Below are 22,460 nucleotides of genomic sequence, written 5' to 3'. Positions count from 1 at the left end.
TGCACCCAATGCACGCCAGCCTACAATCACCGTTGGCGATGCTTCGTTCTCCAGACGCGCTACGCTACCCTTGTCAGTAGCGAGCCCGGGCACTTTTTGTCGATGTTGCCGTCTGATTTCGCATCAATCCTGACGTATGAGGTGTCACCCATGAAAGCCTGGATCTGTTTGCCGTTGATGGCCCTGGCGTTGGCCGGTTGCGCGGGCAAGACTGCCTACCGCGACAGCTGTGGCAACCAGCTGGACGCGGCCTGGCGAGAGCTGGACATCGCCAAGGCGGAAGGCTTTGCCGGCACTGTGAGTTATTCCAAGGCGCTGTCACTGCTGACCGGCGCCAAGACCCAGCAGCAATTCGAGGGCTTCGAGGGCTGTACCAGGAAGGCCGAGAAAGCACGGTTCTACATTCGTGAGTCACGCGCCGGGCGGTGACCGTTTCCTGAAGGGGGTTTTTCGATGTCCGCACTGGTCGATCATGTCGTTGCACGGGTCATCACCGCCCAGGTTCGCCTGTTGGCCTGCCAGGCCCGCCTGGCGGCGCAGACCGACAGCGAAGCCCTGCATGATCTGCGCACCAGTGTGCGGCGCTTGCGCAGCCTGTTGCGCCCGCTGCGCGAGCGCCCGGGTATCGAGCAACTGGAAGCTGCGGCCAAGGCCGTGGGCGATCTGACCACGCCGCTGCGGGACAAAGAGGTGTTGGCCGCGCAACTGTTGAAGATGGGGCAGGTGGAGCCGGCGCAGCGCCGGCTCGGAGAAATGGCCGGGGTGTTTCCTGCTGTGGCCGCCAGTGCCGAACTGCAGCAACTGCTGAACGTGCTGGATGCTTTTCCCGGGTTCCTGCGCGTCGCCCAGCGCCAACGGTTGCTGCGCAAGCTGCACCCACGGCTGGAGAAGCGCCTGGCCAAACAGTGGAAGCAGTTGGTGGCGGCCCTGCAAGACCCGGCCCATGACCGTCATCGCTTGCGCCTGCTGATCAAGCGGGTGCGCTATGCCGCGGAGGCCTACCCGCAGCTGGACCGGGCGACGCCGGCGCTGACCCGCAGTCTGAAGCGCGCCCAAGCGGCGTTGGGCGACTGGCACGACCACTTCCAGTGGTTGTTGCAGGCCGATACCGAGGCCGACCTCTCGCCCTGCATTGCCCGCTGGTCGGCCGCCATGCACAACGCCGAGGAGCGTGCCGACGGCGTGCTCGAGAAGCTGCTGGACGCCTGCCAGGCCGCTAAATTGGCATAAACACGCGCTGTACTCCACACGCTGGCTGGTTACTATCACGGCACCTATTACGTGCCGAGGTTCCCATGCCGTTATCCCAGCTCTTGGCTGCCGTGCGTGCCAACCCCCAGGCGGTCAGCATTCCCAATCAATGGTCACAAGGCCGTGCCTGCTTTGGCGGGTTGATGGCCGCGCTGCTGTACGAAGCCATGTGCGCCAGGGTCAGCGCCGAGCGTCCGGTACGGTCGCTGGCGATCACCTTCGTGGCCCCCGCCGAGCCGCAAGTGCCGATCAGCTTTGAGGTGGACGTCCTGCGTGAAGGCAAGGCGGTGGTTTCGCTGCTGGGGCGCGCGGTGCAGAAGGGGGCCGTGGTGACCTTGATTCAGGGCAGCTTTGGGGCGTTCCGCGACTCGGCTATTGATGTGCCCAGCCTGCCGGCTGTCGAAATGAAGTCGTTAGAGGAATCGGATGAACTGCACTACGTCGAGGGCATGACGCCGGAATACATTCGATTCCTGGCGATGCGCTGGGGCGTGGGCGCGCTGCCGTTCACCAACACGCCGTCGCGCCAGATGGGCGGCTGGATGCGGCTTCGCGGGGATGTGCAGAAAGAGCCGGCTACCGAAGCGCACCTGCTGGCGCTGGTAGACGCCTGGCCGCCAGCGGTGTTGCCGTACTTGAGCCGGCCTGCAGCGGGCAGCACCCTGACCTGGACCATCGAGTTCGTCCAGCCCATGCCGGCGTTCAGCACCCATGACTGGGTGCGCTATTGCGCCGAAGTCGAGCATGCCCGCGATGGCTACGGCCATACCGCCGCCGGGGTGTGGACCGCCGAGGGCAAACTGCTGGCCCTCAGCCGGCAGACGGTGACCGTATTCGCTTAATGTCGCCGATGGCGCTCGCGCCAGGCTCGCCACCAGCCCCCGCTCAAGACGAAGCGGGGGAAGGTGATGAACTGCTCGACCAAGAGTCGTTTCAGCGCGTCGTGGCGATCACTGAAGGGCTCCGGTTGCTCGGCTTCCAGCCGGTGGCCCTGGCGTTGCAGGCCAAGGGCGGCGAACAGGCCGATGATGCCGACGGCAAAGGAGGCGAAATCCAGGCCGAAAATCCCGGACAGAATCAACAGCGCCGCGAGAATGAACAGTGGCACGGCGATCAGATGCAACACCAGGTTGGTCGGGTTGCGATGGTTGTGGTGATAGCCCCGCCATTGCCAGGAGGGGAGGTTGGGCAAGCGTTTCATTTGGGGGCTCCTTGGGCGGTGGTGGGTCTCCGTCGCGGCGGTCCCGCACACCCAAAGCATAGCGCGGCCCCAAAGGTCAGGCGAATCGCGCCTGCCGTGCGGCCGCTCACTCAATTGTTGATCGGGCTCAAGCAATGCTCGGCAAATTGAAGAAGGCGCGGGCGCAGGCGCTGCTGTGGACGGCCAGGGTTTCGATGCTTTCGCCTCGGTGCAGGGCCACTTCGCGCAGTACCTCGGGCAGGTAGGCCGGCTCATTGCGGCCGTTTTTCGGCTTGGGGCGCAAGCTGCGCGGCAGCAGGTAGGGCGCGTCGCTCTCGAGCATCAGGCGGCCCTGAGGGATATTGCGCACCAGCGGGTGCAGGTGGGTGCCCCGGCGTTCATCGCAGATCCAGCCGGTGATACCGATATGCAGGTCCTGGTCCAGGTAGCCGAACAGCGCGGCTTTCTCACCGGTAAAACAATGCACCACGGCGGCAGGCAGGCGATCCCGGTAGTCCCGGAGAATCTCCAGCAAGCGCACGCTGGCGTCGCGCTCATGCAGGAACACCGGCATTTGCAGCTCGACCGCCAGCGCCAGATGCTCTTCCAGGACCTTTTCCTGTTGCGGGCGGGGCGAGAAATCGCGATTGAAATCCAGCCCGCACTCACCCACTGCCTGCACGCCGCGCTCAGCCAGCAGGGCACGCAGGCGCCGGGCGGTATCGGCGTTCCAATCGCTGGCACTGTGGGGGTGAACGCCGGCGGTGGCGAACAACCGCTGGCCACTTTCATCCAGCTGGCGGCACAACTCCAGGGACTGTTCGCTACCTTCGACACTGGTGCCGGTCAGGATCATCTGGCACACCCCAGCGCTGTAGGCACGCTCCAGTACCGCGTCCAGTTGCGAGGCAAAACTTGCGTGGGTCAGATTGACGCCAATGTCGATGAGTTGCATGTTGCCACCTCGGTGCCACATCGTTTTCAGGGCCGAAAAGCTTACCAGAGCTGAATAAAAATAAATAAAACCAAGAACTTCAAAGGGTTGTGACTGTCTGCTGCGGTGAATTATAGCGTTGGTGTCTTTTCCGGGAGAGTGGATGACGCGATCCTCCTTGCTGATTGTGCTGTGCCTGGGGCTGCTCGCGTCGTGGCCGGCGGCCGCGCGCCTGTCAGGTCCACAGGAGGTGGTGCAGACCAGCAAGGCCCGGGACCTGGCCGAGATTCGCAGCAGTCGGGTGCTGCGCGTCCTGGTCAACCAGAGCCGCAACAGCTCCGGTGAAGTGCAGGGTGAATCCATCGGTGTCGAATACCACCGCCTGCGCGCCTTCGAGCAATACCTCAACGGCCGCGCCCGTGACGGACATGAAATCCAGCTGAAAATCATCCCCAGGGCCAAGGATCAATTGCTCGGCGCCTTGCAGCGTGGCGAGGGCGATCTGGTGGCGCCGGGAGAACTGATCGACCTGGCGCCGACCCATGCCGTCAGCGCCAGTGGTGCCATGGGTGGCGACGTGCGGCTGATGCTGGTCGGGCGCAAGGGCGAACGCCGTTACACCGGTATCGAGCAGCTGTCCGGCAAAACGCTGGCCTTGCCCACCGGCAGTGCGGCCAGCGATTCGGTGCATGACATCAACCAGAAGCTGGCGCTGCGCAAGCGCTCGCCGATCAAGATTGAATGGGTTGACCCAAGCCTGGCCGTTGAAGACGTGCTGGAGATGGTGCAGGCCGGGATCTTTCACCTGACCGTGGTCGAGCAGCCGATAGCCGAGCGCTGGGCCAAAGTGATGCCCAAACTGCGCCTTGACCCTCAGGTACACATCAGCCCGCCCGAACAGATGCACTGGTACGTGCGCCGCGACGCCTCGATGCTGCTGGCCAGCGTCGACCGCTTCCTCAAGGGCTACCGTGTGCCGGCGGACCAGGATGCCGCCTTTGTGCGGGTGTATCGCCGGCTTTACCGCGTTCATTACCCCCTGGCCCACGCCGACCGCCAGCGCCTGGAAAAACTGCGCCCGGTGTTGCAGCGCCACGCCATCGCGCAAAATCTTGACTGGCTGAACCTGGCCGCGCTGGCGTTCAAGGAGTCCTCGCTCAACCCCCAGGCGCGCGGCAGCGGCGGTGCCACGGGCCTGCTGCAAATCACCCCGGCGGCGGCGCAGCGAGTGGGAGTTGGTAATATCAATCAAGTCGATAGCAACGTCCAGGCCGGTGCCCGTTACCTGTCGATGATCCGGCGCACGTTTTTTGCCGGCAACCAGTTCAATGAACGCGAACGCATGGCCTTTGTGTTGGCGGCCTACAACATGGGCCCGGAGCGGGTGCAGGGCATGCGCGCCGAAGCGCGGCGGCGCGGCCTGAACCCCAACCAGTGGTTCTTCCAGGTCGAGCGTATCGCCATGGAACAAGTGGGGATGTCGGTCGTCAGCTATGTTAGTAGCGTCAACAAATACTACTTGGCCTTCGACCGTGAACGGGAATCGCTGGAACCGGCGGGGCGCAAGGTTGCCTCACGGAAATAATCGAATTTGTTAATCTGTAAGTGCTGATATTTGCGATTTTAATATTTGTAAATATGATTAGGATCGTGGCCATCCCACACCTCTCCAGCAAAGGACTTCACGATGAACACCCAACTCCACAAAGTACTGAGCACCCGTGCAGGCTTCGGGTTGACCGTATTGCGCATTCCGGTCGGTATCATCTTCGTCGCCCACGGCGCCCAGAAGCTGTTCGGCCTGTTCGGCGGCCACGGGTTGGCCGGCACCGCCCAGTGGATGGAAAGCATCGGTCTGGCACCGGGCACTCTGATGGCGGCGATGTCCGGCGGTGCCGAATTCTTTGGTGGCCTGGCGCTGATCATCGGTCTGCTGGTCCGGCCTGCGGCGGTGGCACTGGCGGCGACACTGCTGGTAGCGATCTTCGCGGTGCACATCAACAACGGCCTGTTCATGGCCAACAACGGTTATGAATTTGCCCTGGCCCTGTTGGGCGGCACCATCGCGGTCCTGTTTGAAGGGGCGGGCAAGCTTTCGGTGGATGCGGCGATTACCCAGCCCTGATCCAGGCTTCAAAAGCTTCGCGGATAAATCCGCTCCCACAATGACCTAATGTGGGAGCGGATTTATCCGCGAATGAATGCACCGCGATTTTTCTTACATGAGCAATTGACATCCCCCGATGCGCTTCTTAGGATGCTCTGCATGCGCCGATTTAAACAGCTACTTGCGGGGCGCCGGAGGACTTCAATGGCCCCGAAATACCGCTAAAGCGCTGGTTCGGTGACGCCTCCCACCTGCCCGGCGGGAACAGGAGGCGGAGAAAAATCATCATGAGTTGTCCGCGTACGAGTGTCTGTCTGGCGCCCTTGACCCATAGCCCGGCTTCACGCATCCCCCGAATTCTCCTCGGTGGTCACCACCAACCTACCTTGCTGCGTCACCTCGATGGCTGGCCCCGGCGCAAGGGCAAGGCCACGGCATTTCTTGTCCAGTTCGTCGACGAAGTCGCGGCCCTGGCCCAGTACGCCGATGATCGCTTCGACCTCGCCGTGGTCCAGGCCCCTTCCAGCGCCACCGCCGATGAAGTGATCCGCCAGCTCACCCGCATCGCCCGCCAAGGGTTGATCACCCTGCGCTAGTCCTGCCGGACGATGCAGCCACGCGCAGAACCACAACAATGAGCAGGTCGCCCGCAGCCCACGGCTGCGGGCTCGATCTGCTCATCATTATGGAGATTCCCCATGTCTGTCATTGCCATCACCGGCGCCGGTTCCGGCATCGGCGCTGCCCTCAAACACCAACTCCAGGCCCAAGGGCACAGCGTGATCGCGATCGATCGCGCCAACGCCGAGGTGCTGGCCGATCTGTCCACCCCGGCCGGGCGCGCGCTTGCGGTCGAGCAAACGCTGGAGCGCTGCGGCGGGGTGCTCGATGGCCTGGTTTGCTGCGCCGGGGTCGGCGTCGGTACCAGCAGCGGGGGCCTGATGGTTGCGGTCAATTACTTTGGCGTCACTCAGGTGCTTGACGGCTTGCTGCCGGCCTTGGCCAAAGGCCAGTCGCCGTCGGCGGTGGTCGTCGGGTCCGTGGCCTCGGTACAACCGGGCGCTGACAGTTCGACCATGGTTCAGGCCATGCTGGCCGGTGACGAGCAAGTCGCCAGGGCAGACGCCGATGCAGCGGCCCCGCACATGGCGTATGCCAGCTCCAAATTCGCGGTCACCCTTCATGTTCGCCGCCAGGTAGAGACCTGGGCGGAGCAGGGGGTGCGTTTGAACGTGGTTGCGCCAGGCGCCGTGGAGACACCGTTGTTCCAGGCCTCCAAGGACGACCCGGTCTACGGCGAATCCACCCGCAAGTTTGTTGCGCCGCTGGGGCGTGGCAGCCAGCCGGATGAATTGGCGGCGGTGATTGTCTTCTTGTTGTCCGAGCAGGCCAGCTTCATGCACGGCAGCGTGGTATTTGCCGATGGCGGGATGGATGCGCGGATGCGGCCGGATCGGTTCTGAGGCTTTAGGGCTTATTCGCGGATAAATCCGCTCCCACAACAGCCCTTTCACATAACGTGAGAGAAATTTGTGGGAGCGGATTTATCCGCGAATTGAGGGAATCGACCGCTGCGATATATACACCGCCACCAACAACCCCATCGGCACCAGCAAACTCAAGCTCACCAGCGCCAGCGCATACCTCAACGACTCCTCGCCAAACCCCGGCACCAGCCAATCACTGAGCAGCCCGGTCACCAGCGGCCCCAACCCGGCGCCACACAATGTAGAAAACACCGTTTGCAGCGCCACCGCCGTGGCCCGCTGCCAAGGGTTGACCAGCTGGGTCAGCAGGTTGTACGACGCGCCAATCCACCACATCCCGAAGAACCCGGCCAGGGCGCCCCAGAGCATCGCAGAGGGGACCGGCACACCGCCGACCTCGAACAGGACACCCGCCGGCCAGAGCAGATAAGCCAGCAGGCATCCCAGCCCCAGTGCATGCCCGAGCAGCGGCACGCGCAGCAGCCAGAGGCGCTGACCATTGCCCAGCCGATCGCTCAGCCAGCCACTGACCAGCCCACCCAACGCTGCACTGCAACCACCGACCACGCCGGCCAGGATCCCGGCGTGCTGCAAGGGCAGGTCATGAGAGCGCATCAGAAAACTGGTGTTCCACATCGAAAGGGCAAAGGCGCTGAAGGTGGCCAGGGCATTGGCCAGCATCAGCAGCAGGTAAGGGCGGTTGCGCATCAGGCTGAGCGCGGCCTGGGTCAGTGATTCGATCGGCGAGGGCGTGCCCACGGCAATGTCCCAGCGACCGCGTGCCGGTTCGCGGCCAAACAGGTGCAGGCCCAGGGTCACCAGCAATACCGGTGCGGTGATCGCCAGAAAGCCGCTGCGCCAGCCGTACTGTTCGACGATCCAGGCGCCGACGCTCAGGCCCAGCACCGCCGACAAGGTCGGGGCGCCGGTGAAGCAACTGATGGCCAGCGAGCGATTGCGCGGCGGGTAGAGGTCGGCGATCAACGACAGCGAAGCCGGGGTCACGGGCGCTTCGGCCACCGCCGTCAGCATGCGCGCCAGCACCAGCACGGCAAAGCCGCTGGCGACCCCGCTGAGCAAGGTCGCCAGCGCCCACAGCAGCATGCTCACCAGCAACAACCGTACCCGCGACCGGCTGTCGGCCAAGCGCCCGGCCGGCAGCCCGGCGAAGGCATAGACCAGCGCGAACGCCAGGCCCGAGATCAGCCCCATCTGCGCGTCGCTGGCGGCGAACTCGCGTTTGATCGGCTCGATCATCACCGACATGATCTGCCGGCCCAGAAATGTTCCGGCGTAACCCAGCATGATCAGCAGCAGCAGGCGGTGGGCATTCGTGCCCAGCCGGGTATCACGTTCGCAGGCAGGCACGGTCATCGATGGTTTCCCGGGTTTCAGGCTTTGGCCTGGCGTTGTTTGAGCAAGGTCAGGGCGGTGTCTTCGATCATGTCTTCCTGGCCGCCGACCATGCCGCGACGACCCATCTCGACCAGGATTTCCCGGGCCGATACGCCGTACTTTTTCTCCGCGCGCTTGGCGAACAGCAGGAATGAGCCATACACCCCGGCATAACCCATGGTCAGTGCGTCGCGGTCGCTGCGGATCGGGAAGTCCATGATCGGCACCACCAGGTCTTCAGCGACATCTTGAATGCCGAAGACGTCGACGCCGGTCTCGATGCCCATGCGCGCGCAGACCGCCACCAGCACTTCCATCGGCGTGTTGCCGGCGCCGGCGCCCAAACCTGCGCACGCCGCGTCGATGCGGGTGGCGCCGGCTTCGATGGCGGCGATCGAGTTGGCAACGCCCATGGCCAGGTTGTGATGGCCGTGAAAGCCGATCTCGGTGCCCGGTTGCAGCGTGTCACGCAAGGCCTGGACTCGCGCCTTGACGTCGTGAGGCAAGAGGTAGCCGGCCGAGTCGGTGATGTACACGCAGTTGGCGCCGTAGCTTTCCATCAGCCGGCCCTGGGCGGACAAGCCTTCGGGGCTGTTCATGTGCGCCATCATCAGAAAACCGACGGTGTCCATGCCCAGCTTGCGCGCCAGGGAAATGTGCTGCTCGCTGACGTCCGCTTCGGTGCAGTGGGTGGCCACCCGCAGGGTGTGGACGCCCAGCTCCTGCGCCATTTTCAGATGATCGACCGTGCCGATACCCGGCAACAGCAGGGCCGAGACCTTGGCCTGTTTCATCAGCGGGATAACGGTCGACAGGTACTCTTGATCGGTGTGCGCCGGAAACCCATAGTTGACGGAACTGCCGCCCAGGCCATCGCCGTGGGTCACTTCGATCAGCGGTACGCCAGCCGCATCCAGCCCCTGGGCGATGGAGGTCATCTGCTCGAGACTGATCTGGTGGCGCTTGGGGTGCATGCCGTCGCGCAGGCACATGTCATGCACGGTGATTTTCTTGCCTTTGAGGTCCATGGCCCGCTCCTTAAACGTCGGTCTGCTTGAGAAGTTCTTCGGCGAACATCTGCGCCGTGCGCGCGGCGGCGGCGGTCATGATGTCCAGGTTGCCGGCGTATTTGGGCAGGTAGTCGCCCAGGCCTTCGACCTCCATGAAAATCGACACCCGGTTGCCGTCGAACACCGGACCGTTGACCAGCTTGTAGCCGGGCACGTACTGCTGCACTTGTTCGATCATGGCGAGGATCGAGGCGGTAATGGCCGCTTCATCCGGCGCGGTTTCGGTCAGGCAGTGCACGGTGTCACGCATGATCAGCGGCGGCTCGGCCGGGTTGATGACAATGATCGCCTTGCCCTTTTTCGCACCGCCCACCTGCTCCACGGCGGCGGCGGTGGTGCGAGTGAATTCGTCGATGTTCTTGCGCGTGCCGGGGCCGACGGATTTTGAGGCCGCGGTGGCGATGATCTCGGCGTACTCCACCGGCTGCACCTGCGAGACGGCGGCCACCAGCGGAATGGTCGCCTGACCGCCGCAGGTGACCATATTGACGTTCAGGGCGCCGGCCTTGAGGTTGGCGGCCAGGTTGACCGGCGGTACGCAGTAGGGGCCAATGGCCGCCGGGGTCAAGTCGATCATCAGCACACCCAACTCATTGAGCTTGCGGCTGTTTTCGGCATGCACATAGGCAGAGGTGGCGTCGAAGGCGATGCGGATATCGTCGGCCTTGATATGCGGCAACAGGCCGTCCACGCCCTCGGCGGTGGTCTTGAGCCCCATCGCTTCGGCGCGCTTGAGGCCGTCCGATTCAGGGTCGATGCCGACCATCCAGACCGGTTCCAGCACCTCGCTGCGTTGCAGTTTGTACAACAGGTCGGTGCCGATATTGCCTGGCCCGATCAGGGCACAGCGGATCTTTTTGCTCATGGGATGCTCCGTCGCGTCAGGTCAGTCGATAAAGCGCAGGCTGGCGGCGCCCAGGCCACTGATGGTCATTTCGATGTGATCGCCCGGGCCGACCGGCACCAGCGGCGCCAGGGCACCGGAGAGAATCACCTCGCCACGGCGCAGGGGAATGCCCAGGCGGCCGAGGGTGTTGGCCAGCCAGGCGACCGCTTCGCAGGGGTGGCCCTGCACCGCGCTGCCAAAGCCATGGCCGGCCGGTTGGCCGTTGAGCTGCATGTTCAGCTCGACGCTGGCCAGGTCCAGGCTGCGCGGGTCGACGCGCTGCTCACCGAGCACGAACACGCCGCACGAGGCGTTGTCGGCGACGGTGTCCTGGATCGCGATCTTCCAGTCCTGGATGCGTGAGTCGACGATCTCGAAACAGCAGGTCACCGACTCGGTGGCGGCCAGTACATCATCGGCGGTGACGCCGGGGCCGATCAGGTCGGCGGCCAGGATAAAGGCGATCTCGCCCTCGGCCCGTGGCTGGATCATCGGCTGCTCGCGCAGGCTTACGGCACTGCCATTGGCCACTTGCATACGGTCGGTGAGAAAGCCGAAGTCGGGCTGGTGGACATTGAGCATGTCCTGCACGGCCTTGCTGGTGACGCCGATTTTCTTGCCGATCACCTGCTCGCCGAGGGCTTCACGGCGCTTCAAAAATTGCAGCGAGATGCGATAGGCCTCCTCGACGGTCAAATCCAGGCGCGAGGTCAGCGGGGTGACCGGGGTGCGCGATTGCAGCGCGTGGTAGAGCTCATCGCCCAGGGCGACGATCAGGTCTTGGTCGAGCATACGAAGATTTCCTTGGTTAGCCGGGCCAGACGCTGGAGTCAGCGCCGCCGTCGATCTCGAGGATCTTGCCGGTGACCCAGCTCGACGCCGGGGTGGCCAGGTAAAGCGCGGCGATGGCGATGTCTTCGACCTCACCCAGGCGCGCCAGCGGCGTGTTTTTCTCCATCGCCTCGCGCATGCTCGCCGGCATGACTCTGTTCAGCGCATCGGTCAGAATCGGCCCGGGCGCGATGCCGTTGACGCGCACCAATGGCGCGAAATCCTGGGACAGCAGCCGGGTCATGTGGCTCAGTGCAGCCTTGGCCGCACCGTAGGCGCTGAACTGCTTTTGCACGTAGCGGGCGGCGCCGGAGGTGATGTTGATGATGTTGCCGCCACCGGCCTGTTGCATGTGCGGCACGCACAGCTGGGTCAGGTGATAGGCGCTGGTGACGTTGAAGGCCAGGGTTTGCTGGAAGGCCTCGAAGGGCAGTTCGAGCGGGTTGTTGGGGCCAGCGCCCCCGGCGTTGTTGACCAGGTGGGTGATTTTGCCGAAGGCTTCGTGCGCGGCGGCCACCAGGGCCTCGCGCTGCTCGGCGTCGTTGACGTCACAGCGCACGGCAATGGCCTGGCCGCCGTCGGCGCGGATCTGCGCCGCGACCTGTTCCACGTCCGCCAGGGTCCGGGCGGCGCACACTACCTGCGCCCCAGCCTGGGCGTAGGCCAGGGCAATGGCGCGACCGATGCCTCGACCGGCACCGGTAACGATGGCGACGCGGTCATGCAGGGTAAAGCGATCGAGCAGATTCATACAGGCTCCTTGCGAGAGTGCCAAAGGGAAGTGTCAACCGAGCCTGGCCGCGAGCTGCGGGGCCGGGGCCCACAGATCGGGCAGGCCGGGGTCGGAAATCTGGATCAGGCGCTTGAGCAGGATTTTCAGGGCCTGGGCGTCGCCGATCCCGAGCTTCTCGGTCACCTGTTGCTCGACGGCCTTGGCCAGCGCGATCTGCTCAAGGGAAACCTCGCGCCCGGCGGCGGTGAGCACAAAGCGTTGCTCGCCCGAGCGCTCTTCGATGGCGATGTAGCCCTGTTTCTCCAGGAACAGCAACATCGACTGCGAGACTTCCTTGCCGGTGTAGGCGACATAATTGTTGATCTCGGTGAGGTTCAGGTTGTCGCGGATGCACAACACCGAGAGCACGAAAAACCCATGTTCATCAATCTTCTGGCTGTGCAGCAGGCGCCGCAGTTCATCCAGCAGTTGGTAGTGGGCGCGGCCCACCAGGTAACCGAGCAGATCTTCGGTGTAGCTGCACTCCGGTGGCGGCTCGGCTGCCAGGCGCGCGCCGTTGTGCGGCTTGCGCGCGGCGAGTGCATATTGGCCGCTCTGGAACGCCAGCGGCGCGCGCTCGCTCTTGTCGAAGGCCAGCACCTCGCCGACGAAAATCACATGGTCGCCGCCTTCGTACATGGATGCCGTGCGGCACTGGAAGCGCGCCGTGCAGTCGTGCAGCAAGGGGATGTCGTTGATGCCGCTGTCCAGGTCGACCCCGGCGAACTTGTCTTCGCCGCGCGAGGCAAAACGGCCCGAGAGGACTTCTTGCTCGTGGGACAGCACGTGCACATTCCAGTGGCGATTTTCGGCAAAGGCGGCCAGGCTCAGCGCCGACTTGGCCAGGCTCCAGAGCACCAGCGGCGGGTTGAGCGACACGGAGTTGAAGCTGTTGGCGGTAATGCCCACCGACTCGCCGTCTGGCGTGCGTGTGGTGATGATGGTGACACCAGTGGTGAAGGTACTCAGCGCACTGCGGAACGCCTGCGGGTTGAAGCTGCCTGGAGCAGTCATGGTCTGCCTCGTGAATCGGGTCTGTCGTGATAGCCAGTATCGGCAGCTACGAGCCTTCACTCATCGTCTTTATGGAGTAGGAGCCGGGCGGTCCGGCATCCCGGCAAGCCCAGCCCAATGGCTGGTCCGTTCAGACGATGAGGGGCGAGAAAGGGCTCGGCTAATCTGCTTTTTCCCTAAAAAGCACAACAGCCGCCCAGCGGCGAAAAGGATCGCCCCCATGAACGCTCGCCTGCAGTCCGTGGCCCAGCTTGAAACCGTGCTGGCCGCCCAACGTGTTGCCACCGATCATCAGGGCTTGGTCAGCCTCGAGGTACGCCAGCGCCGCCTGCAAGCGGCGATCGATTTGCTGGTCGATTACAGCCAGCCGCTGGCCGAAGCCATGGACCGTGATTTTGGCGGTCGGCATCCGGGCTTCGGTCTGATGCAAGACGTACTCGGTTCGCTGACCTCACTCAAGTACGCGCGCGATCATCTGGCCGAATGGTTGCCGGATTCGCCGCGTCAACCCTTCGCGCCTTATGACCAACTGGGTGCCAAAGCCTGGGTGCGCTACCAGCCCAAAGGCAGCATCGGCATCCTAGGCACCTGGAATGCGCCGCTGTTTACCTTGTTCAGCCCGCTGGCCTCGGCCTTTGCGGCCGGCAACCGGGCGGTGCTCAAGCCCTCTGAAGTCAGCAGCCACACCGCCGAGGTACTGGCAGCGGCCATTGCCGAGCGCTTCGACCCACTGGAGCTGGCGGTCATTACCGGTGGTGCGGACGTGGCCCAGGGCTTTGCCAGCCAAGCCTTCGATCACCTGGTGTTCACCGGCAGCACGGCGGTGGGCAAGGTCATCATGCGCTGCGCTGCCGAGCACCTGGTGCCGGTGACGCTGGAACTGGGCGGCAAATCGCCGGCCATTCTGGGGAGCTCGCTGGATATGGCAGAAGCGGCGCGGCGCCTGGCGATAGCCAAGGGCACCAACGGCGGGCAAATCTGCATCTCTCCGGATCTGCTCTACGTGCCGCAGGATCAGCAACAGGCTTTCATTGCCGCATTCAGCGCGGCGTGGAGCGAACTGTGGCCCAATGCCGAAGGCAATCCGGACCTTGTCTCAGTGATCAACGACCGGCATCTGCAGCGCATCGACGCACTGCTCGATGATGCGGCAGAGCAGGGCGCGCGGATCATTCATTGTCCGGCTGAAGCGCCCCAGCGCCATAGCCGCAAGCGGCCGTTGAGCCTGGTGATCGACCCGCCCGCGCAATCGCGAATCATGCAGGAAGAAATCTTTGGCCCGGCGCTGGTGCTGCTCAGTTACCGCGACATCGAACAGGTAGTGGCCCATATCAATGCCGGTGAGCGGCCGTTGGCGTTGTACTACTTTGGCGATGATCTGCAGGAGCAGGCTTATGTGCTGGATCACACCCTGTCGGGTGGGGTGACGCTGAACGATGCGTTGATGCATGCGGCCATGGAAGATGCGCCATTTGGTGGCGTCGGGGCGTCGGGGATGGGTCATTACCATGGTCGCGAAGGCTTTATCGAGTTCAGCCATGCCCGCACGGTGTTCCAGAGCCCGGCGCATGATCCGCGTCGTGAGTGGGGGGTGTTGCCGCCGTATGGCGAGCATTTTGTTGCGGCGATGCAAAGCCAGGTCAGCCGCTGATTTGTGTTGAAGGCAAAAAGCTTCGCGGATAAATCCGCTCCCACATGTGGGAGCGGATTTATCCGCGAATAGGTTTACCACAATGCCCGTGCTAGTCCGCTTTGACGATGATCAACCCCCGCCACCTTTCCATAATCCTCCCCACTGCGCGCATTCCAGCCGCGCTGCCTTTGGAGGACGCCACGGTGGCAGCCACTCGCGAGAAAACCCGCCTAGAGACCGACCTGATCGAGCGCGCGCGCGCCCTGATACCGAGCCTCAAGGCCCGGGCCGCGCAAGCCGATCTTGCGTTGAAGATTCCCGACGAAACCATCGCAGATATGCAGGAAGCCGGTCTGTTCCGGGCGCTGCAACCCGAGCGCTTCGGCGGCTTCGAGGTGGACCTGCGGACCTTCTTCGAGATCCAGATGACCCTCGCCGAGGGCTGTATGTCCACCGCCTGGATCTATGGCGTGATGGGCGTGCACCCATGGCAGCTGGCGCGCTACCCGGAGCAGGCCCAGCAGGATGTCTGGGGCCAGGACAGTTCGACCCTGGTGTCATCGACCTACATGCCGGTGGCCAAGGTCACGCCGGTCGAAGGTGGCTACCGCGTCAGCGGTCGCTGGGGTTTCTCCAGCGGTAGCGAGCATTGCCAATGGTGCCTGCTCGGCGGCGTGATACCGGCTGATGAAAACGGCCAGGGCGCCGAACACGGGACTTTCCTGTTGCCGCGCAGCGACTACCGCATCGAGCGTAATTGGGAGGTATTGGGCCTGCGCGGTACCGGCAGCCACGACATTGTCGTCGAAGATGTATTCGTGCCGGCCCATCGGGTCCAGCGCACCAACAACACCGCCATCGAGGCGACGCCGGGCCGCCAGATCAATACCAATCCGCTGTATGCCATTCCTTTCGCTCAGGTGTTTTCCCGCGCGGTGTCCACCTCGGCGATCGGTGCGCTGCAAGCGGCCATCAATGAGTTCAGCGACAACGCAGCCCGGCACATCGGCAAGCACGGCGCCAAGACCGCCGAAGACCCGGTGGCCCAGGACGCTGTGGCCGATGCCGTGCTGACGTTGGACATGCTCAAGCTGGTGCTCGAGCGCAACTACGACGCTCTGCTCGACACCGCTACGCAAGGCGCTTTCCCCGACGTCAAGACGCGTCTGCTGTACCGCTACCAGTCGGCTTATGTCACCAACATTTGCGCCGAAAAGGTCAACACCTTGCTGCGCTGCATGGCCGCCTCCGGCTTGTACAACAGCAATCCGGTCGCGCGCCTGTTCCGCGATCTGCATCAGGCGCGCGGGCATATCGCCAACAACGTGGCGGCCTACGGCCGGTCGTTCGGCGCGGTACAACTGGGGCTGCCCAACCCCGATCCGTACGTATAAGCCGCTGCCCGCCACCTAGGTCGGCGGGCGACTTTTTCTGAGCCAAGCGAGCCTGGATATGCACGATAACAACAATGAATACGCAGCCGTTTTTGATGTGGTAGTGGTCGGGTCCGGCGCCGGCGCCATGACTTCGGCGCTGGTCGCCGCTGACCAAGGGCTGACGGTGCTGGTGGTCGAAAAGGCTGCCCAGTACGGCGGCACTTCGGCGCTTTCCGGCGGCGGCATCTGGATTCCCAACAACCATTACTTCAAGGCCATCGGCGGCAACGACAGCCTGGACAAGGCCCGCGCCTATCTCAAGGCGGCGATCGGCGATCAGGTTGACCCCGCGCGGCTGGAGGCCTACCTCGCCGAAGCGCCGAAGATGATCCGCTATCTGGAAGACAAGTCCCGGGTACGTTATGCCGTCGCCGACAAATACCCCGATTACTACCCGCACCTGCCCGGCGCCTTGCCCGGCGGGCGAACCCTTGACCCGGAACTGTTCGACCTGAGCCAACTGGGTGACGAACTGCCCGGCCTGCGCGAAGCCGCGCCGGGCAACATGCTGATGGGCAAGATCGCCTGGACCGCCCGGCATGCCCACAAGGCCATGGCCAGGACGCGCGGCTGGCGCTTGCTGGTGATGTGGCTGATGCTGCGCTACAAGCTTGACGTGTCGTGGCGGCGCAAGACCAATAGCACGCGCGACCGCCGCACCGCGTTGGGTAACGCATTGATCGCAAGCCTGCGCGCTTCGTTGCTGGACCGCAACGTGGGGATGTGGCTGAACACCGATTTCAACGAGCTGATCGAAGAGGGCGGCCGGGTGATCGGCCTGCGCGTCACTCAAGACGGACAATCGCTGGCGATTCGTGCGCGCAAGGGCGTGATCCTCGGTTCCGGCGGCTTCGAGCAGAATCAGCGCCTGCGCGAGAAGTATTTGCCGCAGCCTTCCCAGGTCGCCTGGAGCGCCACACCGCCCGGCGCCAACACCGGGGCGGCCCTTGAGGCTGCGCAGCAACTGGGCGCCGCCACTGATCTGATGGACTGGGCCTGGTGGGCGCCAACCCTGCAGATCCCGGGCGAGGACAAATCCCGCGGGGTCTTCGCCGAGCGCGCGTTCCCTGGCGCCATGGTGGTCAACGGCCGAGGCCAGCGCTTTGTCAACGAAGCGGCGCCGTATCTGGAATTCGTCGACGCCATGTATCGCGACAACCAGCAAAGTGGCGGCGCCAGCGTGCCGTGCTGGGTGATCTTCGACAGCAAGTTCCGCTTCAACTATGCGATGGGCCCGCTGATGCCGGCGCAGATCATGCCCGACAGCCGCCTGCGCAAGGCCTGGCTCGGCTCCCTGTACTGGAAGGCTGAGACCCTGGATGAGTTGGCCGGGCAGATCGGCGTTGATGCGGGCAACCTTGCCCAGACCGTCGAGCGGATGAACCACTACGCGGTGACTGGCGTGGACGAGGAATTCGGCCGTGGCGGCAATATTTTCGACCGCTACTACGGCGACTCCAATATCCAGCCCAACCCCTGCCTGGCACCCGTTGCCAAAGGGCCGTTCTATGCCATGCGCATGAACGCCGGTGACATCGGCACCAAGGGTGGGTTGTTGACCAACGCCAAGGCCCAGGTACTGCGCAACAGCGGCGAGCCCATCAAAGGCTTGTACGCCATTGGCAACGCCTCGGCTTCGGTGATGGGCAGCACCTACCCGGGTGCCGGCGCCACGCTCGGCCCGGCCATGACCTTCGGTTACATCGCCGCCCGCCACTTGGCCGGCGTCGCCTGAGGAGACTGATATGAGTGCACGATTGAACGACAAGGTCGCCGTGATCACCGGCGGTGCCAGTGGCGTCGGTGAGGCCACGGTACGCCGCTTCGTTGCCGAAGGCGCGCGGGTGGTGTTTACCGATCTCAATGTCCAGGCCGGCGAGCAACTGGCCGAGGAACTGTCCGGCAAGGCGCTGTTCATGGCCCAGGATGTCAGCCAGCCCGAGGGCTGGGAGCAACTGGCCGAGCTGATCAAGGCACGCTTTCAGCGCCTTGATGTGCTGGTCAACAACGCCGGGATCTTGCTCAAAGGCTCGGTCGAGGACGCGAGCCTGGCCGATTGGCAACGGCTGATGCGCGTCAATGCCGAGAGCGTATTTCTGGGCTGCCAGACCGCGCTGGCGTTGATGAAAATCGGCGCAGGCGGCTCGATCATCAACATGTCGTCAGTGGCCGCCATCGCTGCCAAGCACGACTACCTGGCCTACAGCGCCAGCAAGGGGGCGGTGGCGGCGTTGACCCGCAGCGTGGCCGCGCACTGCCGTCTGAACAAATACCGCATTCGCTGCAACTCGGTGCACCCCGACGGCATCCTCACGGCCATGACCCGCGCCACCTACCCGCAAGGCGTAGACCCGGCGCGCCTGACCATCGACCACGATCCAATGAACCGTTCCTGCCTGCCCTCCGATGTCGCCGATGCGATCCTGTACCTGGCCTCGGACGAAGCGCGGGCGGTGAACGGCATCGAGCTGCGCGTGGACAGCGGACAGTTCGTCATGAGTATCTGACCATGAGCGCTCCTGACTACATCACCTTGCAGGTCGCCGCTGTCGTGGCTGAAACCCACGACAGCTGCTCGCTGGTGTTTAACGTGCCAGCAGCGTTGGCAGCGTGCTTCGACTATCGACCTGGCCAGTTTCTGACCTTGCGTGTGCCCCATGCTGACGGCTGGCTGCCACGTTGTTACTCGCTCTCAAGCTCGCCCGCCGAAGACGAACCGTTACGCGTCACCATCAAGCGGGTCGCCGACGGGCGTGGTTCAAACTGGCTGTGCGATCAGTTGCGCCAAGGCGACAGCGTGCAGGTACTGCCACCGGCCGGGGTCTTTACGCCCCGCGAACTGGATCGGGATTTTCTGTTGTTTGCAGGCGGCAGCGGCATCACCCCGGTGCTGTCGATCCTGCGTACTGCCTTGCGCCGTGGTCGCGGGCGGATTCGGCTGATCTATGCCAACCGTGACGAGCAGTCGGTGATCTTTCGTGAGCGCTTGCGCGAGTTGGCTGCCGCGCACCCGCAACGGCTGCAGGTGGTGCACTGGCTCGACAGCGTGCAGGGCTATCCGGTGCCTGAACAACTGGCGGCCTTTGCCCAGGGCTTCGAGCAGGCCGAGGCGTTTATCTGCGGCCCGGGGCCGTTCATGGACGCCAGCGTCACGGCCCTGAACCAGGCCGGTCTGCCGCGCACGGCCGTGCATGTGGAGCGCTTTGTGTCGTTGCCGGGGGAGGGTGATCTGGCACCCGTGCCTGAAAGCACCTCGACAGTCGCCACCCGATTGACCGTCGAACTGGACGGCGAAACCCGCGAGATCGACTGCGCCCCTGGCGAGCTGCTGCTCAGCGCCATGCGCCGCGACGGCCTGCAGCCACCGCATTCCTGCCTGGTGGGCTCCTGCGCTACGTGCATGTGCACCCTGGTGTCCGGCGAGGTGGAGCTGCTGGCCAACCAGGCACTGGACGCCCAGGAACTGCGTGAAGGCTGGACCCTGGCCTGCCAGGCCGTGGCCAGCAGCAGCCATGTGCACCTGCGTTTTCCCGATTGATGCTGGAGAGAGCTTTGATGAGCACTGACGCCTACCCGAACACCATCGGCCGCCTGCTGTTCGCGGCAGCCCACCAACATGCCGGGCGCACCGCCCTTGAAGGCGAAGGGCAGTTGATCGACTACGCCCAGCTGCCCCACCGGGTGCTGGCCGTTACACGCAGCCTGATGGCCATGGGCATCAATCCCGGCGACCGGGTGGCGATCTGGGCACCGAACCGCATCGAGTGGGTGCTGTTGGCCCTCGGCCTGCAATGCGCCGGCGCGGTGCTGGTACCGCTCAATACCCGCATGAAGGGTACCGAAGCGGCCGACATCCTCGCGCGCAGTGGCGCTCGAGTGTTGTTCATGCAGGGCCTGTTCCTGGGCAACGACTACCGCGCCATGCTCGCCCCACACCGACCGGCCAGCCTTGAGCACATGGTGCAGCTGGACGCTCCCGAATTCGAAGGCTTCCTGGCCGCCGGCGCCGAAGTGAGCGAGGAAGCGGCCCGCGAGCGGGCCTTGCAGGTCAAGCCCGACGATCTGTGCGACTTGCTCTTCACTTCCGGCACCACCGGCAAGCCGAAGGGCGTGATGTGCGCCCACGCCCAGAGCCTGCGCGCATTCACCGAATACGGCCGAATCATCGGCCTGCGCCCTGGTGATCGCTACCTGATCGTCAACCCGTTCTTCCATGCCTTTGGCTACAAGGCCGGCTGGCTGACCTGCCTGCTCGCCGGGGCGACCATCCTGCCCCACGCGGTGTTCGACGCCGAACAGATTTTCGAGCGTCTGGCCGCCGAGCGCATCACCGTCATGCCAGGGCCACCGACCTTGTACCTGTCGCTGCTGGACCACCCCAAGCTGGCCGAGAGCGATCTCTCCAGCTTGCGGGTGGCCGTCACCGGCTCATCGTCCATCCCACCGATCTTGATCGAACGTATCCGCCGCGACCTCGGATGCGCGGTGGTCACCACCGCCTATGGCCTGACCGAATGCGGTGGGCTGGCGACTATCTGTGATCCCAACGACTCACCTGAAATCATTGCCGGCACCAGCGGCAAGCCGATTCCGGGCACTGAAGTCAGCATTCAGGATGAACAGGGGCGGGTGTTGGGCAAGGGAGAAACCGGCGAAATCTGCCTGCGCGGTTTTCATGTGATGCAGGGCTACTTCAACAACCCCGAAGCCAGCGCCGAAACCCTCGATGCCGAAGGCTGGTTGCACACCGGCGACGTCGGCAGCCTGGATGCGGCGGGCAACCTGCGCATTACCGACCGGCTCAAGGACATGTTTATCGTGGGCGGTTTCAACTGCTACCCGGCTGAAATCGAAGCGGCCCTGAGTGCTCACCCGGCTATCGCCCAGGTCGCCGTGATCGGCTTGCCCGATGCGCGCATGGGCGAGGTGGGCTGCGCCTGCGTGGTGGTCCGCCCCGGCCACAGGCTCGTCGCTGCCGAGCTGATCGCGTGGAGTCGTGAGCGCATGGCCAACTACAAGGTGCCGCGGCAAGTGGTGTTTTACGAAAGCCTGCCGACCAATGCCTCGAACAAGGTCGACAAGCTGGCGTTGCGCCGGGAGCAGGGTGAGCGGCACGCCCCCACTCAGTAGCCTTCGAGGCCAACGCAACTCTGCTGTAGGAGCCGAGCTTGCTCGCGATGCAGACGCCGCGGTGGTCCTGACGCACCGCGGCGTCTGCATCGCGAGCAAGCTCGGCTCCCACAAGGTCAAAAGCCCGCTGCTCAATATCGGCGTGAATGGAGATCGGTGTGGGAGCAAGGCTTGCCCGCGATGGCACCACCTCGGGTTCAGCATTTTCCGCGAACAGCTGCGTCTACACTGCCGGGATTTCTGTCGACTGCACTGACGTCATCGCGAGCAAGCTTGGCTCCCACACCCATCGCATTCCACATCCAGTCTATTTGGCTGAGGCCTATGAATTGAGGCTCACTCAAGGCTAAACCGCGTCCGAGCCATCCATCAGCGCTTCAGTCAATGCCAGCGCCGCTTCAATGGCATGCAACGTCGCCCAATGCAGCCCTTTCTCTGATTGCGGCGTCAACCCGCACACCTGATTGGCGGTCGCATATGCCGCTTGCAGATACAGCGAAACATGCACCAGCACATCCTCCGCCAGCACTCCGCCGCGCGCACTGAACATCGGCAAATCACAGGCCCCAAAATGCCCGAACGGCTTTTCAGCCGTCTTGCGAATGGTGCCGGGGACGAACAGCCCCACAGCCTCCTTGGGCGGCATCACCACATCGTCTGCACCACTCAACAACGCCTCGATCAAAGTCCGGGCCGCATCAACAGCCCACACCGTGGACCAGTGCAGACCGGTGTCGAGCATGGGCGTGACATTGTAGATGCGGGTGGCGGTTTCAAAGGCGGTTTGCAGATGGCGGGATATGTGGATCAGCGCGTCTTCGGCGATGATGCCGCTGTTTACTTGGAAAAGTGATTCGTGGGCGTTGTGGCAGGAACAGAAGGGGGATTGGGCGGTTTGAAGAATGGTGCCGGGACGTGAGGGTGTTGAGTTTGTGGCGAACTTCATAAGGTGCAACTCCTAGAATGTATGGAGGCTCCTTGGTCTGGGACGAGCTGCTAAACCCGGTCGCTGCATCTGCAGCGACCGAGAAAGCCTAAGGAGAAGGCTTCCAGGGGACAAGCTCACGAGAGGCGACAAGCTGCGTAGGATATTTCTGGAAAGATGATTGGGGCTAGAGAATTTCAAACCTGCTTGGTAAGAAATTACGCCTCCACTTCGTAGGAAAACTTTCTATCTCACTGAGTGCTCCAGCCTTCGATGCCAATGCAGAGCTGATGTAGGAGCGGACCTGGCCGCGATGGGCTGCGCAGCGGCCCCGGCGATTCCATAACCACCACAACCGCAAGCTACATCACAGATATGACTGGCCTCCGGGGCCGCTGCGCGGCCCATC

22 protein-coding genes are annotated in these 22,460 nt (G+C 63.8%); 13 read left to right on the top strand and 9 right to left on the bottom strand.

The window, feature by feature from the left end:
• Positions 1-150 precede the first annotated feature (150 nt).
• The 3 genes from GUY40_RS20725 to GUY40_RS20715 all read left to right on the top strand — a co-directional run bounded on the left by GUY40_RS20725 (position 151) and on the right by GUY40_RS20715 (position 2,093).
• Positions 151-429, top strand: a complete 279-nt coding sequence (locus GUY40_RS20725; protein ID WP_166570780.1) for a hypothetical protein — start codon at positions 151-153, stop codon at positions 427-429.
• A 24-nt stretch (positions 430-453) separates the two neighbouring features.
• Positions 454-1,230 carry a CHAD domain-containing protein gene (locus GUY40_RS20720; RefSeq protein WP_166570779.1) on the top strand — a complete coding sequence of 259 codons (777 nt, stop codon included), beginning with the start codon at positions 454-456 and terminating at the stop codon, positions 1,228-1,230.
• Positions 1,231-1,295: 65 nt separating this feature from the next.
• Entirely contained in the window at positions 1,296-2,093 is a 798-nt protein-coding gene (locus tag GUY40_RS20715) for an acyl-CoA thioesterase II (protein WP_166570778.1), read from the top strand.
• Here GUY40_RS20715 and GUY40_RS20710 read toward each other — a convergent pair.
• Together GUY40_RS20710 and GUY40_RS20705 are read right to left on the bottom strand one after the other, a co-directional pair.
• Complete coding sequence (locus tag GUY40_RS20710; protein WP_166570777.1) at positions 2,090-2,452, bottom strand: Mpo1-like protein; 363 nt, start codon at positions 2,450-2,452, stop codon at positions 2,090-2,092. The genes GUY40_RS20715 and GUY40_RS20710 overlap by 4 nt on opposite strands.
• 127 nt (positions 2,453-2,579) lie before the next feature.
• Entirely contained in the window at positions 2,580-3,386 is an 807-nt protein-coding gene (locus GUY40_RS20705) for a TatD family hydrolase (protein WP_166570776.1), read from the bottom strand.
• 142 nt (positions 3,387-3,528) lie between these two features.
• Between GUY40_RS20705 and GUY40_RS20700 the strand changes: the two genes are divergently transcribed.
• The 4 genes from GUY40_RS20700 (at position 3,529) to GUY40_RS20685 (ending at position 6,935) form a co-directional block, all read left to right on the top strand.
• Positions 3,529-4,950: a transglycosylase SLT domain-containing protein gene (locus GUY40_RS20700; protein WP_166570775.1), complete on the top strand. Its 1,422-nt coding sequence runs from the start codon at positions 3,529-3,531 to the stop codon at positions 4,948-4,950.
• A 102-nt stretch (positions 4,951-5,052) separates the two neighbouring features.
• Positions 5,053-5,490: a DoxX family protein gene (locus GUY40_RS20695; RefSeq protein WP_166570774.1), complete on the top strand. Its 438-nt coding sequence runs from the start codon at positions 5,053-5,055 to the stop codon at positions 5,488-5,490.
• 269 nt (positions 5,491-5,759) lie between these two features.
• The gene (locus GUY40_RS20690; protein WP_166570773.1) at positions 5,760-6,068 is read left to right on the top strand and encodes a hypothetical protein; all 309 of its coding nucleotides are present in this window, start codon (positions 5,760-5,762) and stop codon (positions 6,066-6,068) included.
• 102 nt (positions 6,069-6,170) lie between these two features.
• A complete protein-coding gene (locus GUY40_RS20685) occupies positions 6,171-6,935 on the top strand; it encodes an SDR family oxidoreductase (protein ID WP_166570772.1) in 765 nt (254 codons plus the stop codon).
• An 81-nt stretch (positions 6,936-7,016) separates the two neighbouring features.
• On the opposite strand, the gene GUY40_RS20680 is transcribed toward GUY40_RS20685, so the two are convergent.
• Genes GUY40_RS20680 through GUY40_RS20655 form a run of 6 tightly spaced genes read right to left on the bottom strand, consistent with a single transcriptional unit; the run spans position 7,017 to position 12,927 of the window.
• The gene (locus tag GUY40_RS20680) at positions 7,017-8,333 is read right to left on the bottom strand and encodes an MFS transporter (RefSeq protein ID WP_166570771.1); all 1,317 of its coding nucleotides are present in this window, start codon (positions 8,331-8,333) and stop codon (positions 7,017-7,019) included.
• Positions 8,334-8,350: 17 nt separating this feature from the next.
• Positions 8,351-9,382, bottom strand: coding sequence for a 4-hydroxy-2-oxovalerate aldolase (gene dmpG / locus GUY40_RS20675; RefSeq protein ID WP_166570770.1), 1,032 nt, complete (start codon positions 9,380-9,382; stop codon positions 8,351-8,353).
• A gap of 10 nt (positions 9,383-9,392) precedes the next feature.
• The gene (locus GUY40_RS20670) at positions 9,393-10,289 is read right to left on the bottom strand and encodes an acetaldehyde dehydrogenase (acetylating) (RefSeq protein WP_166570769.1); all 897 of its coding nucleotides are present in this window, start codon (positions 10,287-10,289) and stop codon (positions 9,393-9,395) included.
• 21 nt (positions 10,290-10,310) lie between these two features.
• The gene (locus GUY40_RS20665; RefSeq protein WP_166570768.1) at positions 10,311-11,102 is read right to left on the bottom strand and encodes a fumarylacetoacetate hydrolase family protein; all 792 of its coding nucleotides are present in this window, start codon (positions 11,100-11,102) and stop codon (positions 10,311-10,313) included.
• Positions 11,103-11,118: 16 nt separating this feature from the next.
• Positions 11,119-11,892 carry a glucose 1-dehydrogenase gene (locus GUY40_RS20660; RefSeq protein ID WP_166570767.1) on the bottom strand — a complete coding sequence of 258 codons (774 nt, stop codon included), beginning with the start codon at positions 11,890-11,892 and terminating at the stop codon, positions 11,119-11,121.
• 33 nt (positions 11,893-11,925) lie between these two features.
• The gene (locus tag GUY40_RS20655) at positions 11,926-12,927 is read right to left on the bottom strand and encodes a flavin reductase (protein WP_166570766.1); all 1,002 of its coding nucleotides are present in this window, start codon (positions 12,925-12,927) and stop codon (positions 11,926-11,928) included.
• Between the two features lie 220 nt (positions 12,928-13,147).
• Here GUY40_RS20655 and GUY40_RS20650 point away from each other — a divergent pair, with 220 nt between their 5' ends.
• The 6 genes from GUY40_RS20650 to GUY40_RS20625 all read left to right on the top strand — a co-directional run bounded on the left by GUY40_RS20650 (position 13,148) and on the right by GUY40_RS20625 (position 21,126).
• A complete protein-coding gene (locus GUY40_RS20650; protein ID WP_166570765.1) occupies positions 13,148-14,578 on the top strand; it encodes a coniferyl aldehyde dehydrogenase in 1,431 nt (476 codons plus the stop codon).
• A gap of 185 nt (positions 14,579-14,763) precedes the next feature.
• Positions 14,764-15,954 carry an acyl-CoA dehydrogenase family protein gene (locus GUY40_RS20645; protein WP_166570764.1) on the top strand — a complete coding sequence of 397 codons (1,191 nt, stop codon included), beginning with the start codon at positions 14,764-14,766 and terminating at the stop codon, positions 15,952-15,954.
• A 58-nt stretch (positions 15,955-16,012) separates the two neighbouring features.
• The gene (locus GUY40_RS20640) at positions 16,013-17,731 is read left to right on the top strand and encodes an FAD-binding protein (RefSeq protein ID WP_166570763.1); all 1,719 of its coding nucleotides are present in this window, start codon (positions 16,013-16,015) and stop codon (positions 17,729-17,731) included.
• Between the two features lie 10 nt (positions 17,732-17,741).
• Positions 17,742-18,503, top strand: coding sequence for a glucose 1-dehydrogenase (locus GUY40_RS20635; protein WP_166570762.1), 762 nt, complete (start codon positions 17,742-17,744; stop codon positions 18,501-18,503).
• Positions 18,504-18,505: 2 nt separating this feature from the next.
• Positions 18,506-19,534 carry a ferredoxin--NADP reductase gene (locus GUY40_RS20630; protein ID WP_166570761.1) on the top strand — a complete coding sequence of 343 codons (1,029 nt, stop codon included), beginning with the start codon at positions 18,506-18,508 and terminating at the stop codon, positions 19,532-19,534.
• Positions 19,535-19,551: 17 nt separating this feature from the next.
• A complete protein-coding gene (locus GUY40_RS20625; protein WP_256675805.1) occupies positions 19,552-21,126 on the top strand; it encodes a FadD3 family acyl-CoA ligase in 1,575 nt (524 codons plus the stop codon).
• 346 nt (positions 21,127-21,472) lie between these two features.
• Here the strand turns inward: GUY40_RS20625 and GUY40_RS20620 are convergent, their stop codons facing one another.
• Positions 21,473-22,072 carry a hypothetical protein gene (locus GUY40_RS20620; protein WP_166570759.1) on the bottom strand — a complete coding sequence of 200 codons (600 nt, stop codon included), beginning with the start codon at positions 22,070-22,072 and terminating at the stop codon, positions 21,473-21,475.
• Between the last annotated feature and the right edge of the window lie 388 nt (positions 22,073-22,460).

It is taken from the genome of Pseudomonas sp. R5(2019), from assembly GCF_009905435.1.
In the GTDB taxonomy this organism is placed as follows: domain Bacteria; phylum Pseudomonadota; class Gammaproteobacteria; order Pseudomonadales; family Pseudomonadaceae; genus Aquipseudomonas.
This window is presented reverse-complemented; position numbering and strand designations above follow the sequence as displayed.

Coding starts and splice junctions, on each gene's coding strand:
- GUY40_RS20630 (WP_166570761.1), top strand. CDS start 18,506: ATGAGCGCTCCTGACTACATCACCTTGCAGGTCGCCGCTGTCGTGGCT.
- GUY40_RS20710 (WP_166570777.1), bottom strand. CDS start 2,452: ATGAAACGCTTGCCCAACCTCCCCTCCTGGCAATGGCGGGGCTATCAC.
- GUY40_RS20715 (WP_166570778.1), top strand. CDS start 1,296: ATGCCGTTATCCCAGCTCTTGGCTGCCGTGCGTGCCAACCCCCAGGCG.
- GUY40_RS20625 (WP_256675805.1), top strand. CDS start 19,552: ATGAGCACTGACGCCTACCCGAACACCATCGGCCGCCTGCTGTTCGCG.
- GUY40_RS20655 (WP_166570766.1), bottom strand. CDS start 12,927: ATGACTGCTCCAGGCAGCTTCAACCCGCAGGCGTTCCGCAGTGCGCTG.
- GUY40_RS20700 (WP_166570775.1), top strand. CDS start 3,529: ATGACGCGATCCTCCTTGCTGATTGTGCTGTGCCTGGGGCTGCTCGCG.
- GUY40_RS20640 (WP_166570763.1), top strand. CDS start 16,013: ATGCACGATAACAACAATGAATACGCAGCCGTTTTTGATGTGGTAGTG.
- GUY40_RS20670 (WP_166570769.1), bottom strand. CDS start 10,289: ATGAGCAAAAAGATCCGCTGTGCCCTGATCGGGCCAGGCAATATCGGC.
- GUY40_RS20665 (WP_166570768.1), bottom strand. CDS start 11,102: ATGCTCGACCAAGACCTGATCGTCGCCCTGGGCGATGAGCTCTACCAC.
- GUY40_RS20650 (WP_166570765.1), top strand. CDS start 13,148: ATGAACGCTCGCCTGCAGTCCGTGGCCCAGCTTGAAACCGTGCTGGCC.
- GUY40_RS20635 (WP_166570762.1), top strand. CDS start 17,742: ATGAGTGCACGATTGAACGACAAGGTCGCCGTGATCACCGGCGGTGCC.
- GUY40_RS20685 (WP_166570772.1), top strand. CDS start 6,171: ATGTCTGTCATTGCCATCACCGGCGCCGGTTCCGGCATCGGCGCTGCC.
- dmpG (WP_166570770.1), bottom strand. CDS start 9,382: ATGGACCTCAAAGGCAAGAAAATCACCGTGCATGACATGTGCCTGCGC.
- GUY40_RS20725 (WP_166570780.1), top strand. CDS start 151: ATGAAAGCCTGGATCTGTTTGCCGTTGATGGCCCTGGCGTTGGCCGGT.
- GUY40_RS20695 (WP_166570774.1), top strand. CDS start 5,053: ATGAACACCCAACTCCACAAAGTACTGAGCACCCGTGCAGGCTTCGGG.
- GUY40_RS20660 (WP_166570767.1), bottom strand. CDS start 11,892: ATGAATCTGCTCGATCGCTTTACCCTGCATGACCGCGTCGCCATCGTT.
- GUY40_RS20620 (WP_166570759.1), bottom strand. CDS start 22,072: ATGAAGTTCGCCACAAACTCAACACCCTCACGTCCCGGCACCATTCTT.
- GUY40_RS20690 (WP_166570773.1), top strand. CDS start 5,760: ATGAGTTGTCCGCGTACGAGTGTCTGTCTGGCGCCCTTGACCCATAGC.
- GUY40_RS20705 (WP_166570776.1), bottom strand. CDS start 3,386: ATGCAACTCATCGACATTGGCGTCAATCTGACCCACGCAAGTTTTGCC.
- GUY40_RS20720 (WP_166570779.1), top strand. CDS start 454: ATGTCCGCACTGGTCGATCATGTCGTTGCACGGGTCATCACCGCCCAG.
- GUY40_RS20680 (WP_166570771.1), bottom strand. CDS start 8,333: ATGACCGTGCCTGCCTGCGAACGTGATACCCGGCTGGGCACGAATGCC.